Origin of the sequence: Escherichia albertii (assembly GCF_028622335.1) — a bacterium.
GTDB lineage: Bacteria > Pseudomonadota > Gammaproteobacteria > Enterobacterales > Enterobacteriaceae > Escherichia > Escherichia albertii.
Window position 1 is genome coordinate 4,146,390 of record NZ_CP117568.1, and the last position, 14,791, is coordinate 4,161,180.

Sequence of the window (14,791 nt, forward strand, 5' to 3'; positions counted from 1 at the left end):
GGGGCTGTTGAGGTTAAAGAAGAATTGGAGCGCACATTATCCCCATCGCGATAAACGATGGGGATAACCGAAGAAAGTAGAAACTGCAATGGAAGTGAGGGGATTACAAGAAGCCTACTTAAACCCTACCACCGGGTGCGGTTTATATGGCGTTTCCAGTTCAGCAATCTGCTTCGGTTGGAGAGTGATATCTACCGCGTTGAGCAACTCATCAAGCTGTTCTTCGCGCGAAGTACCGATTATCGGCGCAGCAATACCCGGTTTGCTCAATAGCCATGCCAGCGCGACTTGTGCCCGTGTGACGCCTGACTCTTCACTTACGCTGGCTAAGCGGGCCGCTATTTGCGCATCATTTTCATCGCTTTCTTGATAGAGATTTTTCCCCACTTCATCAGACACTTGCCGTGCGGTGGTTTCGCCCCACGGACGCGTCAAACGACCCCGCGCCAGCGGACTCCACGGAATGACCGCCACGCCTTCCTGATAACACAGTGGCAGCATTTCGCGCTCTTCTTCGCGATAAATCAGGTTGTAGTGATCCTGCATACTGACAAATTGTGCCCAGCCATGCTGTTTTTGCAGCTCCAGCGCTTGAGCAAACTGGGAGGCATGCATCGATGATGCGCCGATGTAACGCGCTTTCCCGGCTTTTACGACGTCGTTCAGGGCTTCCAGCGTCTCTTCAATTGGCGTGTTGTAATCCCAGCGATGAATTTGCAGGATATCGACATAATCCATACCGAGACGGCGCAGACTGTCGTCAATAGAGCGCAAAATTTGTGCGCGAGATAATCCTTCTGGCAAATCACCAACGCGATGGAACACTTTGGTGGCAACGACTACGTCTTCACGACGGGCGAAATCCCGCAATGCGCGACCGACGATCTCTTCGCTGCTGCCATCGGAATAGCTATTGGCGGTATCAAAGAAATTTATGCCGCCTTCCAGCGCGCGTTTAATTATGGGACGGCTGCTCTCTTCCGGCAGTGTCCATGCGTGATTACCGCGATCCGGCTCGCCAAAGGTCATACAGCCGAGGCAAAGTCGGGAAACGCGAAGGTCGGTCTTTCCTAAGGGGTTGTATTGCATGCTGCCACTCCCGCTATACTCGTCATACTTCAAGTTGCATGTGCTGCGGCTGCGAGTTATTCGGCCCATCCATGGGCCTCACCCTTAACAGGGCCGCTGCAAGCAGCGTTCAAATCCGCTCCATGCGGATTTGTCGTTCACCCCAGTCACTTACTTATGTAAGCTCCTGGGGCTTCACTCGTTTGCCGCCTTCCTGCAACTCGAATTATTTAGAGTCTATGAATAATTTCTTAAGCATAGCAGGAGTGGAGTTGGGATTATGCCAGCCAGGCCTTGATTTTGGCTTCCATTCCGGCGGCATCGAGGCCAAGTTCGGCGCGCATTTCTTGCTGGGTTCCCTGTGGGATAAAGAAATCAGGTAAGCCAATGTTGAGCACCGGTACGGGCTTTCGATGCGCCATCAACACTTCATTCACGCTGCTGCCTGCACCGCCCATAATAGCGTTTTCTTCAACGGTAACCAGCGCCTCGTGGCTGGCGGCCATTTCCAGAATTAACGCTTCATCAAGTGGTTTCACAAAACGCATATCGACCAGCGTAGCGTTCAGCGATTCAGCGACTTTCGCCGCTTCTGGCATCAGCGTACCGAAGTTAAGGATCGCCAGTTTTTCACCACGACGCTTCACAATGCCTTTGCCAATCGGCAGTTTTTCCAGCGGGGTCAGTTCCACGCCTAGCGCGTTGCCGCGCGGGTAGCGCACCGCCGACGGACCATCGTTATAGTGATAGCCGGTATAGAGCATCTGGCGACATTCGTTTTCATCGCTCGGGGTCATAATGACCATTTCCGGGATACAGCGCAGATAAGAGAGATCAAACGCCCCCTGGTGGGTTTGACCGTCAGCGCCGACAATGCCCGCACGATCGATGGCGAACAGGACCGGCAATTTTTGAATCGCCACGTCATGTAACACCTGGTCATAGGCGCGTTGCAGGAAGGTTGAATAAATCGCCACGACCGGTTTGTATCCGCCAATCGCCAGACCGGCGGCAAAGGTCACTGCATGTTGCTCGGCGATCGCCACGTCGAAATAGCGATCCGGGAATTTCCGTGAAAATTCAACCATGCCGGAACCTTCGCGCATCGCCGGGGTAATCGCCATTAGTTTGTTGTCTTTGGCTGCCGTTTCACACAGCCAGTCGCCAAAGATTTTTGAATAGCTTGGCAGGCCGCCGCTGCTTTTTGGCAGGCAACCGCTGGAGGGATCGAATTTAGGCACGGCGTGGAAGGTGATAGGGTCTTTTTCTGCCGGTTCATAACCACGACCTTTTTTGGTCATGATATGCAGGAACTGCGGGCCTTTCAGGTCGCGCATGTTCTTAAGCGTAGTGATAAGCCCCAGCACATCGTGTCCGTCCACCGGGCCGATGTAGTTAAAGCCCAGCTCTTCAAATAGCGTGCCCGGCACCACCATGCCTTTAATATGTTCTTCGGTGCGTTTAAGCAGTTCTTTAATTGGCGGTACGCCGGAGAAAACTTTTTTCCCGCCTTCGCGCAGGGAAGAGTAAAGCTTACCGGAAAGTAATTGCGCCAGATGATTGTTGAGCGCGCCGACGTTTTCGGAGATCGACATTTCATTGTCGTTAAGGATCACCAGCATATCCGGCTTGATATCGCCAGCATGGTTCATCGCTTCAAACGCCATACCCGCGGTAATTGCGCCATCGCCAATCACACAGACGGTGCGGCGGTCTTTGCCTTCTTTCTCGGCTGCAACCGCAATACCGATTCCGGCGCTGATGGAGGTTGATGAATGCCCGACGCTTAACACGTCATATTCACTTTCGCCGCGCCACGGGAACGGGTGCAGGCCGCCTTTCTGACGGATGGTGCCGATTTTGTCGCGACGTCCGGTCAAAATTTTATGCGGATAAGCCTGATGTCCCACGTCCCAGATTAACTGGTCAAATGGCGTGTTATAGACGTAGTGCAGCGCCACGGTCAGTTCGACCGTGCCCAGCCCGGAGGCGAAGTGCCCGCTGGAACGGCTCACGCTGTCGAGTAAATAGCGGCGCAGTTCATCGCAGAGTTTCGGTAAACTCTCTTTTGGCAACAGTCGTAACTCCTGGGTGGAGTCGACCAGTGCCAGGGTCGGGTATTTGGCAATATCAAAACTCATCAGGGGCCTATTAATACTTATTGTTTATTTATTACGCTGGATGATGTAGTCCGCTAGCGCTTCCAGTGCCGAGGTATCGAGTGACTGTTCAGCCAGTTGACTCAATGACTGGCGGGCATCGTCGATCAGATCCCGGGCTTTCTTCCGGGCTTGCTCAAGACCCAGAAGTGCAGGGTAAGTACTTTTGCCAAGCTGCTGGTCGGCACCCTGACGTTTACCCAACGTTGCAGTATCTCCCACCACATCCAGGATGTCATCCTGAACCTGGAAGGCAAGCCCGATACTTTCTGCGTATTTATCGAGTATCGGCAGAGCATTTCGCCCTTTTTCTCCGGCACTTAACGCGCCAAGACGGACGGCGGCGCGAATTAATGCGCCTGTTTTGTGGCGATGAATACGTTCCAGCGCCTCCAGAGGAACTTGTTTACCTTCCGCGTCTAAATCTAACGCCTGACCACCGCACATTCCGGCAATTCCGCTGGCATTTGCCAGCTCGGATATCATCGCGAGTCTGTCACGGTCTGAAACTTCCGGCATATCGGCATCGCTCAGAATCGAAAACGCCAGCGTTTGTAGGGCATCGCCTGCGAGGATGGCATTGGCTTCGCCAAACTTCACATGACAGGTCGGTAAACCACGACGCAGGTCATCGTCGTCCATCGCGGGTAAATCATCATGAATTAATGAGTAAGCGTGGATACACTCTACGGCGGCGGCGGGGGCGTCCAGAGTACTCAGACTCACACCGAACATTTGACCTATGGCATAGACCAGGAAAGGTCGCAGGCGCTTACCACCTAATAATGCGCCATACTGCATGGTTTCTACCACGGGAGTGTTCTGAAAGGGCAGTGGGGCGATAAAACGGCTCAGCGCCTGGTTGGCCTGTTTAACGCAGGCTTCGAGTTGCTGCGGAAAATCCATTACTCATTGTCCGGTGTAAAAGGTGTTGGAGAGGCGTCTTCGTTGTCAGACAGCAAAATTTGTACGCGCTGTTCGGCTTGCTGTAATTTGGCCTGTCCCTGACGCGCTAGTTGCACGCCACGTTCGAACTCATTCAGCGCCTCTTCCAGCGGCAGGTCGCCGCTTTCCAGACGGGTCACAATCTGTTCCAGCTCGCTCAGCGCCTTTTCAAAGCTGGCGGGCGCCTCATTTTTCTTCGGCATAATGAATGTCTGACTCTCAATATTTTTCGCCCCGCCATGGTAACGGACTCAGGGCAAATAGCAAATAACGCGCAATGGTAAGGTGATGTGCGCAGCAAAGCGATGTTAGTGATATACTTCCGCGCCTGGATGCAGCCGCAGGTGTGGGCTGCTGTATTTTTCCCTAAACAAGTCCGTTAAGACTTGCCAACGAACCATTGCCGCCATGAAGTTTATCATTAAATTGTTCCCGGAAATCACCATCAAGAGCCAATCTGTGCGCTTGCGCTTTATAAAAATCCTTACCGGGAACATTCGTAACGTTTTAAAGCATTATGATGAGACGCTCGCTGTCGTCCGCCACTGGGATAACATCGAAGTTCGCGCCAAAGATGAAAGCCAGCGTCTGGTTATCCGCGACGCGCTGACCCGCATTCCAGGTATCCACCATATTCTCGAAGTTGAAGACGTGCCGTTTACCGATATGCACGATATTTTCGAGAAAGCGTTGGTTCAGTACCGTGATCAACTGGAAGGCAAAACTTTCTGCGTACGTGTGAAACGCCGCGGTAAGCATGATTTTAGCTCTATTGATGTGGAACGTTACGTCGGTGGCGGTTTAAATCAACATATTGAATCCGCACGCGTGAAGCTGACTAACCCAGATGTGACTGTCCATCTGGAAGTGGAAGACGATCGCCTGCTGCTGATCAAAGGCCGCTACGAAGGTATTGGCGGTTTCCCGATTGGCACCCAGGAAGATGTGTTGTCGCTCATTTCCGGTGGTTTCGACTCCGGCGTTTCCAGTTATATGTTGATGCGTCGCGGTTGCCGCGTGCACTACTGCTTCTTTAACCTTGGCGGCGCGGCGCATGAAATCGGCGTTCGTCAGGTGGCGCATTATCTGTGGAATCGCTTCGGCAGTTCCCACCGTGTACGTTTTGTCGCCATTAATTTCGAACCAGTAGTCGGGGAAATTCTTGAGAAAATCGACGACGGTCAGATGGGCGTCATTCTGAAACGTATGATGGTGCGTGCTGCGTCTAAAGTGGCTGAACGTTACGGCGTACAGGCGCTGGTCACCGGCGAAGCTCTGGGTCAGGTCTCCAGCCAGACGCTGACCAACCTGCGCCTGATTGATAACGTCTCCGATACGCTGATCCTGCGTCCGCTGATCTCTTACGACAAAGAGCACATCATCAACCTGGCTCGCCAGATTGGTACTGAAGATTTTGCTCGCACGATGCCGGAATATTGTGGCGTGATCTCCAAAAGCCCGACGGTGAAAGCGGTTAAGTCGAAGATTGAAGCGGAAGAAGAGAAGTTTGACTTCAGCATTCTCGACAAAGTCGTTGAGGAAGCGAATAACGTTGATATCCGCGAAATCGCCCAGCAGACCGAGCAGGAAGTGGTGGAAGTGGAAACCGTCAACGGCTTCGGTCCGAATGACGTAATCCTCGATATCCGTTCTATTGACGAACAGGAAGATAAGCCGCTGAAAGTGGAAGGCGTCGACGTGGTTTCCTTGCCGTTCTACAAATTGAGCACCAAATTTGGCGATCTTGACCAGAGCAAAACCTGGCTGCTGTGGTGTGAGCGCGGGGTGATGAGCCGCCTGCAGGCACTCTATCTACGCGAACAGGGTTTTAAAAATGTGAAGGTATATCGCCCGTAATTTGTCGTTGTGACGTCGCATCGTGTAGATGCGACGTTTACCGCATCCAACATTACTCGTAATAATTATAAATCCCTGCCGCCATCACCAGTTGTGATGCCACTTCATGGGCTTTCTCGCGCCCAACCAGCAAGTCTGTAATTTTCAGACCAAAGTCGATAGCTGTGCCTGGTCCCTGGCTGGTCAGCAATTTTACCCGCGCATCCCAGACGACGCGTTTATCCTGCCATTGTTCGGTGGGGATTTTGTCTTTCAGCGTCGGGAAGCCGGTCATATTGCCAATCGGGAAAATATCATGCGGCACTAACACCGTAGCTGGTGTCGCGCAAATCGCGGCGACGATACGCCCGGAACGGTGGAACTGTTTGACGGTTTCGACCAGCAAGGTGCTGTCGCGAAAACACTCCGCGCCTTTAATGCCACCAGGCAGTACGATCACGTCATATTCGCCATCAGCAACCTCGACCAGCGGTGCATCTGCCAGCAGCTTAACGCCGCGCGAGCAGGTAATTGTCAGGTTGCCATCGCTGGCGACGCTGGCAGTGGTGACGTTGATGCCGCCGCGAACCAGCAGGTCGATAGTGGTAACCGCTTCTGTCTCTTCGCTACCAGGGGCGAGGCAAACCAGTGCCGATGCGCTCATATTCACTCTCCTTTCTTTTTACCATTTCAAACAGGCGGGTGTTTTCCGGTACAGCAATCCCATGTGCGCGGGCGCGGCGTAAGAGGAAACCATTGATATAGTCGATTTCGGTGTGGCGCAGCGCGCGAATATCCTGCAGCATTGATGAGATATTTTCCGCGGTAGCATCAATCACCTGCATCACGTAATCGCGTAAATCTTCCGGCGAAGTATGATGCCCTTCACGTTCAATGACTGCCGCAACTTCCTCGCAGATTTGCATGACTTCTTGCTGATGATAGCGTAATTCACCGTTCGGGCAGTCCTGGATGGCGGTCAGTGGATTAATTACGCAACTCACCGCCAGCTTGCGCCATAGCTCGGCGCGAATATTGTTATGCCAGGCGACGTCTGGCAATACGGTTTGTAAAACATCGGCCAGATAACTGTAATCGCCATCCTGTTGACGCGCCGGGCCGATATGGGTAATGCCGTTAGCGACATGAATAATGATATTGCCGTCGCGGCGAGCCGCATGAGTGGTTGTCCCCATCAACAGAGGTTGTTCAATATTCTGCAACTCTTCGATGGTGCCCATGCCGTTGTGAATCAGCAGAATTGGCGTGGTTGCAGGTAGAGTCGATGCCAGGCTTTTAACGGCATCGGACACTTGCCAGGCTTTCAGCGTCACCAGTAATAGATCGCTGGTTGCCAGAAAGTCGGGATCGTTAGCGGTCAGCGACTCGTTGAAAATCGAACCGTCTGTCTCCATCAGATTCACGCTACAATAAGGTTGCGGTACACGCAGCCAGCCCTGAACTTCATGTCCCTGTTTGCAAAGTGCTGTAAGCCAAAGTTGCCCTAAGGCACCGCATCCCAATACGGTAATTTTCATTGTTCCTCCTCACCCGCAACCACTCCGGGTGTTCAATAAGGCTATCCCTTAATTGTGCATGCTGTTGCGACTATGCACAATTAAGGGATACATCCTGGTGCAGGACTGTCTGTTGTTTAATTTTGCAGGTATTATGCTTCGCATCAAAAATGAAGGGAGAGGAAAAGATGCCATCTTTCGATATTGTTTCCGAAGTTGATCTTCAGGAAGCGCGTAACGCGGTAGATAACGCGAGCCGTGAAGTGGAGTCCCGTTTTGACTTCCGTAACGTTGAAGCGTCGTTTGAACTGAACGACGCCAGCAAAACCATCAAAGTGTTGAGTGAGTCCGACTTCCAGGTCAATCAGTTGCTGGATATTCTGCGTGCCAAGCTGCTGAAGCGCGGCATTGAGGGCAGTTCGCTGGATGTACCAGAAAATATCGTTCATAGCGGTAAAACCTGGTTTGTGGAAGCGAAGCTAAAGCAGGGTATTGAGAGCGCGACCCAGAAGAAAATCGTCAAGATGATCAAAGACAGCAAACTGAAAGTGCAGGCGCAAATTCAGGGCGATGAGATCCGCGTGACCGGTAAATCTCGTGATGATTTGCAGGCAGTGATGGCGATGGTGCGCGGTGGCGATCTTGGCCAGCCGTTCCAGTTCAAAAACTTCCGCGATTAATCGTGACAACATGCGCTTTGTTCATGTCAGATGCGGCATGAACGCCTGATTCGGCCTACAAAGGTTTGTCACTCAGAAACTTTGTAGGCCTGATAAACGTAGCGCAGCAGGCAATTCGCCTCGTTTTTTATGCCTGGCGAATTGCCTGTTCAACCTCAAAGCGATTCGTCACTTTGCTGTCGATTTTCACGTAAGCCGAATGTTCTTCTTCTGCAATCAACACTTCTTTGACGCCAGCGGTTTCCAGTAAATGCACTTTTAACGCATTGTTTGCGGCAATGTCTGGCGGAATTTCAATGCGTAAACTGCTGACATATGGCGGTTCTTTCATGGTACTGGAGACCGCCAGCCATACAGCCGCCAGTATTGCGCCAGCGAGAAATACCCCCTGACCGTCAAACATGCCGTCAATCCAGCCGCCCAGCGAACCGCCAATCGCCACGCCGAGAAACTGGCTGGTGGAGTAAACCCCCATCGCCGTACCTTTGTAACCTGCTGGCGACTCTTTACTGATAAGTGAAGGCAGAAGGGCTTCCATCAAATTAAACGCCACAAAGAAAAGCTGCACGCCGACCACCAGTTGCCAGAACTGCGTTTGTGCGTTCCACAACACAATTTCCGCAACGACGATCAGCCCGACGCAGAAGACAAAGACTTGCTTCATTTTGCGCTTAACTTCAGCGTAGATAATGAAAGGCACGACCGAACCAAAGGCGATTAACATCGTCGCCAGATAGACCTTCCAGTGTTCAGCCGCCGGGAACCCCGCATCAGCCAGCTGTCCGGGCAGGGCAACAAAGGTAGACATCAGCAGCATGTGCAGACACATAATGCCGAAGTTGAGTTTCAGCAGCCGCGGTTCCGCCAGCACTTTGCTGAAACTGCCTTTCACTATCCCGGACTCTCGATTAAGTACATGTGTGCTGCTGTTGGGCACAACCCAAATGGTCAATGCAATGCCTGTGGTTGCCAGAATAGCGATCATCCAGAACAGCGCGTGCAGCCCAAGTTTGTGGGTGATGATTGGGCCAAGCACCATCGCAATGGCGAAGGTAATACCAAAACTCACGCCGATAAACGCCATCGCTTTGGTGCGGTTTTGTTCGCGAGTAAGATCGGAGAGTAGTGCCATAACGGCGGCGGCAATCGCACCGGAACCTTGTAACGCACGGCCCAGAATAATTCCCCAGATGGAGTTGGAAAGTGCGGCGATAACGCTACCGGCGGCAAACACCGCCAGGCCGCCGATAATTAATGGCTTGCGACCAATGCGGTCGGAAAGCAGGCCAAACGGAATCTGAAAAACGGCCTGAGTCAGGCCATAAATGCCAATGGCAATACCGATTAATGCTTCGCTGGCACCTTGCAGGGCCATACCGTATGTGGTCAGAACCGGCAGAACCATAAACATGCCCAGCATGCGCAATGAAAATACGGTTCCTAAACCCCAGGTCGCGCGCCGCTCCGCTGGCGTCATTTTGTAATCGTTCATTAAAACCCCTTAAAAAAATTGCCTGCCTAGTGTAGTGCGGAGCACAAGTCGGGTAAACAGAGTGTTAATGAGTAAATATTACACAGGAGGGGGATTGGTGTGTTGGGTATGATTTTTCTTGTATTCCTCACATTAATGTTTCATCTGTCAAATATAATAAATAATAAAGACAAATGATCTTATCCCTGAGCTAATAATGTTAATCCTCAAATTATTATCAGGTATGTTATTTTTTATCAGAGGAGAGTGTTGTTTTTATTCAATAAATAGATGTGTTATTGATGATGTTTCAGATTAAGTGAGTATTTATCAGAGAGTTGTTATGATAGTAGGTTTATTCTTGATATGAATGTTGGAGTGTTAATCAAAAGAATAATATTACCGTTAATATTGAAGGGTAGAGACTAAGATGCTACCTGGCTTCATGCGCCCTCTTGTCCGCTAGATCACTGGATTGAATCCTCTATACAAATGATACGGATGCTCCTTTATTAACTTAATCATGGCTTCTGTTTCGCAACTCATTCGTCTGTTTTTGGGATAAACCAGGGCGTAACGTGCAAGCGGAAGATGTTCTCTTATCGGCAATTCAATGAAGTTTTCATTATTAAAAGGCGTCGACATTGCTTTCGCGAGCACACTGATAAAGTCGGCATGTTCTACCAGATTGTAGATCGTAATGACAGAATCTGTGCGCACAACACGATCGGTATTGACAATGTTATGTTCAAATAATTCAAATAACGCCTGATAATATCCCATATCAGTTTGGGGGAGCACCCATCGGGCATGCGTTAGCGATTGTAATGTTTCACACTGTGCCAGTGGATGCATCTTGTCTGCAACGAAGGAAAATTCTGCATCGAATAAAGGATGTATTATCATGTTTTGTATTGGCATATCTGGTGTGACGGTGCCAATGGCAAAATCGATATGCCCTTCGCGAAGTGCTGGCAATATCGTTGATAATTGTCCTTCCTGAATTGAAATTTTTGCACCAGGGTAACAATTCAGGAAAGATTTTGTTATTTCTGGCAATATCGTAAAACCGATTAAAGATGAGTAACCGAATGCTATTTCTGGAGAAACATGTTCCAATAGACGACGCATTTCTGCCACGCTATGTGAAATGTCTTTTAATATGATTCGTGAATGAGATAGCAGCAGTTTACCTGCTTCCGTCAACTCGACTCCATTGTTATCACGGATGAGCAATTCGGTATCAAAATAATTCTCAATATCATGAATCGTTTTGGTGATGGCTGGTTGCGTAACACCTAATGAACGGCTTGCTGCGCGAATACTGCCACATCTGACGACTTCCTGAAAAACCAGAAAATGTTGTGTTTTAGGTAACTCCTGCATGAAATACTCTTATTAATAATAAAGTCATCTTGTTTTTAGAATATCTCGAATGTTATTTATCCTGTGGATTTATTTTTGTGATCTACTTAAAGTTTGATACGTAATGCTGTGAAATATATGTGTTTTGTGTTTTTGATATGATGCGATTTATTGATGCTAATCAATATTAAACCTATGGTGATAAAAATTTGTTATCACCATTATTTTTTATGTTCTTTTTTTTGTTTGCAGGCAATGTGACGATTTCTCTGTCTGATATTAATCACGAGGATGGAGAAATGGGTATGGATGAAAGTCATGACTATAACATATCGCTACTTAAGTTAATCATAGCGACACTTATTATTGTTATAATATCTGAATGTATTGGGGTGATATCTATTCGTTTGGGTAATGTATCAGTTAATCTTCTCCCTATGCTGTATGCCGTCGTTCTGGGCGTGTTCATAACTCCTGACTTATTAGGGAAATACATACCTGTAGTAACAAAACTTATTAGTAAGAAAGAAATTGCCATCACTGGCAATGTCGTCATGTTGGCGTTATTACCTCTGGGAGTGAAATACGGAACATTAGTCGGACCAAATATAAAAGCGGTCATAGATGCTGGTCCTGCATTGATTTTGCAGGAGATTGGTAATTTGGGGTCGGTGCTAATCGCGATGCCGCTGGCGCTATTACTGGGTATGAAGCGTGAAGCGATAGGGGCCTGTTCCAGCATTTCGCGCGAGCCTTCGCTGGGGGTTATCGGTGAAAAGTACGGTATTGACAGTCCTGAAGGTACTGGCGTGCTCGGTACATATCTCGTTGGCTCTATTATTGGCACAGTCTATTTCGGCATTATTAGCCCCTTTGGCTTGCAAATTGGTCTTCACCCGTTGTCTCTTGCCATCGCCTGTGGTCTTGGTTCTGGCAGTATGATGGCCGCTGCTTCGGCTTCGCTCGCGGCAGCAGTACCAGATATGTCTGAGAAAATCCTCGCTTTTGCTGCAACCAGCAACATGCTTGCTGCATTCACAGGAATGTATGCGCTGATATTTTTGGCGCTACCTCTGAGCAATTTCATGTATCGCATACTGACGTCGAGAAAGCGCTGAGTTATTTACGGAGAATAAATCATGACGATGAAAGATTGTCTGTTGAACCTCAAGATTATTATACCTGCACTGGTTCTGGTGCTTGTCGCTCAGTGGGTTGGAAAAGGAATGTCGCCCGTCGCGGCAATACCAGGAACACTGATGATGTTGGGCATTATTTTTATATCATTACAAATTAAAGCCTGGATGCCGCGCTTACCTTTGCCTGCATTCGCCTGGGCGACGTTACTTGGGCTTTTACTCAGTATGCCATGGTCACCAGTCAGTGATGTTTTTATGCGTTATACCAACAAAATTGATTTTCTGGCGACGACTACGCCATTGCTGGCATTTGCCGGACTCTCTGTCGGCAATAGCCTGGATAAATTAAAAAGTCTTAGCTGGCGGATCGTGATTATTTCCCTGTTGGTATTCACGACGGCATTTTTCGGTGCGGCGATTGTTGCACAGTCCATTTTGCAAATGCAGGGCATTATTTGAGGATAAGAGAGGTTATGATGGAATATCAAAAGTATCGTGATTATGGTGTACAAGTACGTCGTCATTTACATCAATACCCTGAATTAGGGCGTGAAGAATATGAAACCCGGCGTTATTGTATTCAGCAACTGGAACAATGGGGTTATAAAATTACTGATTGTTTTGAAACTGGTTTCTACGCTGATTTGCAGATAAATAATCATTTTCAGACTATTGCTTTTCGGGCCGATATGGATGCTTTACCTGCGGAAGAAAAAAACGGTGAAGTCGTGACATCTGTTAATCCCGGAGTGGCGCACCTTTGCGGTCATGATATTCATATGGCGGTGTCATTGACTGCCGCACGTATGATGAGTGACAACAAAGATCGTCTGAAATTTAATATCCGTTTTCTCTTTCAGCCTTCCGAAGAGATGTTTCGCGGTGGAGCGAAGGGAATGGTGGAGGCAGGATGCCTGAAGGGCGTGGAGCGGGTATATGGTTTGCACAACGATCCGCAGATCGATTATGGAAAAATCTCTGTTCATCCGGGAATTATGTCTTCTAATGGTGATCAATTTAAGGTGACTATCGAAGGGAAAAGTGCCCATGCTTCCGCGCCCCATCTCGGACGTGATGCCCTTTCTGAGGCGGTACGTTTACTTAATTCATTCAGAAGTATCATTACGGATAATGTTGATCCTAACAAAGCCGCTCTTATTTCAACCTGTATGTTGAAGGCGGGAGAGGCGCCAAATATTTTGGCGCGTAATGCTGAGTTTCAAGGTTCGATCCGTTCTTTTGATAAAGATGTACATAACACTCTGATGGAAAAATTCAAAAATGAACTTGGAGAGACATGCCGCCGTGGATTTAATGTAGAACTTGATATCAGGGGGTATCCGGCTATCAATAACCATCGCCAGGCGACGCAGGATTTAATTGATGTCGGTCATCAGCTATTGGGTGAAGAAGGCGTGCTGACGGATTTACCGCCGATGGTAGGTTCTGAAGACTTTTCTTATTTCCTGGAAGAAAGACCAGGCGCATTTTTCTTTTTAGGCAGTGGTGATCATGCAAAAGGGATCTGTAACCCGTTACATTCAAATCCTTTTATCGCCAATGAGAAGTCCATTTTACTGGGGGCCCTGATTTATGGCTCTCTGGTTGGTCTTACTGCGGATCGTAGTGAATTACAATTATCGCAGGCGTAATAAAAAACGCCCCGGATGGATGAACTGTCCAGGGCGTTTTTTACTTTAATACTTACGCTGCTTACCACATATACGCCAGCAGCGTATGCGAGTCCGGCACCATAAAATCAACGGACATCATTACCGAGAGGGCGGTGATGGCGATGATTGAGAAACCGAACAGTTTGCGCGCCCAGATTCTGTCATCAGCGACCTTATAACCACGCAGGGCCATGCCTAACCACCAGACGCTGACCGCCGCGGCGACCACCAGATATTTATACCCAGCGTAACCGCCCAGCGAGAGCATCAATGTAGCAACGGCAAAGGCGATGATATACAGCGTAATGTGGTTCTTCGCTACCGAAATGCCTCTTACCACCGGCAGTACCGGAATGTTTGCCGCCTGATAATCCTTAAAACGGAAAATAGCGATGGCGTAAGAATGAGGCATTTGCCACAGGCTGAAAATCGCCAGCAGGATTGCCGCGCCGCTATCGAACTCACCGGTCACTGCACAGTAGCCAATCACCGGCGGCGCTGCGCCGGAGAGAGAACCGATCAGCGTTCCGTAGACCGAGTGGCGTTTCATGTACAGGCTATAGACGCCGACATAAACCACAAAGCCCATTACCCCCAGCCAGCAGGCCAGCGGGTTTGCGCCAAACCACAGCAGCATAAAGCCAGCAATACCCAGCAAGGTGGCGTACACCAGCGAGACAGCAGGAGAGATCAGGCCTTTAACCAGCACCCGGTTCTTCGTCCTTTCCATCTTTCTGTCGATATCCCTGTCGATGTAGTTGTTAAACACACAACCCGACGCCACAACCAGTGACACCCCAACCAGCGTGTAGATAAACAGGGGATAATCAATGCTGCCCTTTGAGGCCAACAGGAATCCCCCAATCACCGAGATCAGGTTGCCAAAGATGATGCCTGGTTTCGTTACTTGCAGGTATTGCTTAAACATCATAACCGCC

General features: G+C 49.4%; 14 protein-coding genes. 5 read left to right on the forward strand and 9 right to left on the reverse strand.

The window, feature by feature from the left end; all coding sequences use genetic code 11:
* Positions 1-114: 114 nt before the first annotated feature.
* The 4 genes from yajO to xseB form a co-directional block, all read right to left on the reverse strand.
* Entirely contained in the window at positions 115-1,089 is a 975-nt protein-coding gene (gene yajO, locus PS053_RS20000; RefSeq protein WP_059214973.1) for a 1-deoxyxylulose-5-phosphate synthase YajO, read from the reverse strand.
* A gap of 257 nt (positions 1,090-1,346) precedes the next feature.
* Entirely contained in the window at positions 1,347-3,209 is a 1,863-nt protein-coding gene (gene dxs, locus PS053_RS20005; RefSeq protein WP_000006773.1) for a 1-deoxy-D-xylulose-5-phosphate synthase, read from the reverse strand.
* 24 nt (positions 3,210-3,233) lie between these two features.
* A complete protein-coding gene (gene ispA, locus PS053_RS20010) occupies positions 3,234-4,133 on the reverse strand; it encodes a (2E,6E)-farnesyl diphosphate synthase (protein ID WP_000347209.1) in 900 nt (299 codons plus the stop codon).
* Positions 4,133-4,375 carry an exodeoxyribonuclease VII small subunit gene (gene xseB / locus PS053_RS20015; RefSeq protein WP_001124936.1) on the reverse strand — a complete coding sequence of 81 codons (243 nt, stop codon included), beginning with the start codon at positions 4,373-4,375 and terminating at the stop codon, positions 4,133-4,135. Before xseB ends, ispA begins: the two co-directional genes overlap by 1 nt.
* 205 nt (positions 4,376-4,580) lie before the next feature.
* On the opposite strand from xseB, the gene thiI reads away from it, so the two are divergent.
* Positions 4,581-6,029 (forward strand): tRNA uracil 4-sulfurtransferase ThiI, encoded by a 1,449-nt coding sequence (gene thiI, locus PS053_RS20020; RefSeq protein WP_000668712.1) that lies wholly within the window; start codon positions 4,581-4,583, stop codon positions 6,027-6,029.
* 52 nt (positions 6,030-6,081) lie between these two features.
* On the opposite strand, the gene yajL is transcribed toward thiI, so the two are convergent.
* Positions 6,082-6,672: a protein deglycase YajL gene (gene yajL, locus PS053_RS20025; RefSeq protein ID WP_273774355.1), complete on the reverse strand. Its 591-nt coding sequence runs from the start codon at positions 6,670-6,672 to the stop codon at positions 6,082-6,084.
* Positions 6,635-7,546, reverse strand: a complete 912-nt coding sequence (panE, locus tag PS053_RS20030; protein ID WP_256879053.1) for a 2-dehydropantoate 2-reductase — start codon at positions 7,544-7,546, stop codon at positions 6,635-6,637. The genes yajL and panE overlap by 38 nt, the downstream gene beginning before the upstream one ends.
* Positions 7,547-7,713: 167 nt before the next feature.
* On the opposite strand from panE, the gene yajQ reads away from it, so the two are divergent.
* Positions 7,714-8,205: a nucleotide binding protein YajQ gene (gene yajQ, locus PS053_RS20035; RefSeq protein ID WP_001138904.1), complete on the forward strand. Its 492-nt coding sequence runs from the start codon at positions 7,714-7,716 to the stop codon at positions 8,203-8,205.
* 127 nt (positions 8,206-8,332) lie between these two features.
* On the opposite strand, the gene PS053_RS20040 is transcribed toward yajQ, so the two are convergent.
* Positions 8,333-9,697 carry an MFS transporter gene (locus PS053_RS20040; RefSeq protein WP_256879052.1) on the reverse strand — a complete coding sequence of 455 codons (1,365 nt, stop codon included), beginning with the start codon at positions 9,695-9,697 and terminating at the stop codon, positions 8,333-8,335.
* Positions 9,698-10,138: 441 nt separating this feature from the next.
* Positions 10,139-11,062 carry a transcriptional regulator TdcA gene (gene tdcA / locus PS053_RS20045; protein ID WP_001157012.1) on the reverse strand — a complete coding sequence of 308 codons (924 nt, stop codon included), beginning with the start codon at positions 11,060-11,062 and terminating at the stop codon, positions 10,139-10,141.
* 188 nt (positions 11,063-11,250) lie between these two features.
* On the opposite strand from tdcA, the gene PS053_RS20050 reads away from it, so the two are divergent.
* The 3 genes from PS053_RS20050 to PS053_RS20060 are packed head-to-tail and all read left to right on the forward strand — an operon-like array spanning position 11,251 to position 13,832.
* Positions 11,251-12,159 carry a DUF3100 domain-containing protein gene (locus PS053_RS20050; protein ID WP_223274673.1) on the forward strand — a complete coding sequence of 303 codons (909 nt, stop codon included), beginning with the start codon at positions 11,251-11,253 and terminating at the stop codon, positions 12,157-12,159.
* A gap of 21 nt (positions 12,160-12,180) precedes the next feature.
* Positions 12,181-12,639 (forward strand): hypothetical protein, encoded by a 459-nt coding sequence (locus PS053_RS20055; protein ID WP_059218740.1) that lies wholly within the window; start codon positions 12,181-12,183, stop codon positions 12,637-12,639.
* A gap of 14 nt (positions 12,640-12,653) precedes the next feature.
* Entirely contained in the window at positions 12,654-13,832 is a 1,179-nt protein-coding gene (locus PS053_RS20060; protein WP_000970857.1) for a M20 metallopeptidase family protein, read from the forward strand.
* 61 nt (positions 13,833-13,893) lie between these two features.
* Here PS053_RS20060 and cyoE read toward each other — a convergent pair whose 3' ends face one another.
* Positions 13,894-14,784 (reverse strand): heme o synthase, encoded by an 891-nt coding sequence (gene cyoE, locus PS053_RS20065; RefSeq protein ID WP_000971343.1) that lies wholly within the window; start codon positions 14,782-14,784, stop codon positions 13,894-13,896.
* Between the last annotated feature and the right edge of the window lie 7 nt (positions 14,785-14,791).

Coding starts and splice junctions, on each gene's coding strand:
- panE (WP_256879053.1), bottom strand. CDS start 7,546: ATGAAAATTACCGTATTGGGATGCGGTGCCTTAGGGCAACTTTGGCTT.
- thiI (WP_000668712.1), top strand. CDS start 4,581: ATGAAGTTTATCATTAAATTGTTCCCGGAAATCACCATCAAGAGCCAA.
- PS053_RS20060 (WP_000970857.1), top strand. CDS start 12,654: ATGATGGAATATCAAAAGTATCGTGATTATGGTGTACAAGTACGTCGT.
- yajO (WP_059214973.1), bottom strand. CDS start 1,089: ATGCAATACAACCCCTTAGGAAAGACCGACCTTCGCGTTTCCCGACTT.
- yajQ (WP_001138904.1), top strand. CDS start 7,714: ATGCCATCTTTCGATATTGTTTCCGAAGTTGATCTTCAGGAAGCGCGT.
- dxs (WP_000006773.1), bottom strand. CDS start 3,209: ATGAGTTTTGATATTGCCAAATACCCGACCCTGGCACTGGTCGACTCC.
- PS053_RS20040 (WP_256879052.1), bottom strand. CDS start 9,697: ATGAACGATTACAAAATGACGCCAGCGGAGCGGCGCGCGACCTGGGGT.
- ispA (WP_000347209.1), bottom strand. CDS start 4,133: ATGGATTTTCCGCAGCAACTCGAAGCCTGCGTTAAACAGGCCAACCAG.
- xseB (WP_001124936.1), bottom strand. CDS start 4,375: ATGCCGAAGAAAAATGAGGCGCCCGCCAGCTTTGAAAAGGCGCTGAGC.
- cyoE (WP_000971343.1), bottom strand. CDS start 14,784: ATGATGTTTAAGCAATACCTGCAAGTAACGAAACCAGGCATCATCTTT.
- yajL (WP_273774355.1), bottom strand. CDS start 6,672: ATGAGCGCATCGGCACTGGTTTGCCTCGCCCCTGGTAGCGAAGAGACA.
- PS053_RS20055 (WP_059218740.1), top strand. CDS start 12,181: ATGACGATGAAAGATTGTCTGTTGAACCTCAAGATTATTATACCTGCA.
- tdcA (WP_001157012.1), bottom strand. CDS start 11,062: ATGCAGGAGTTACCTAAAACACAACATTTTCTGGTTTTTCAGGAAGTC.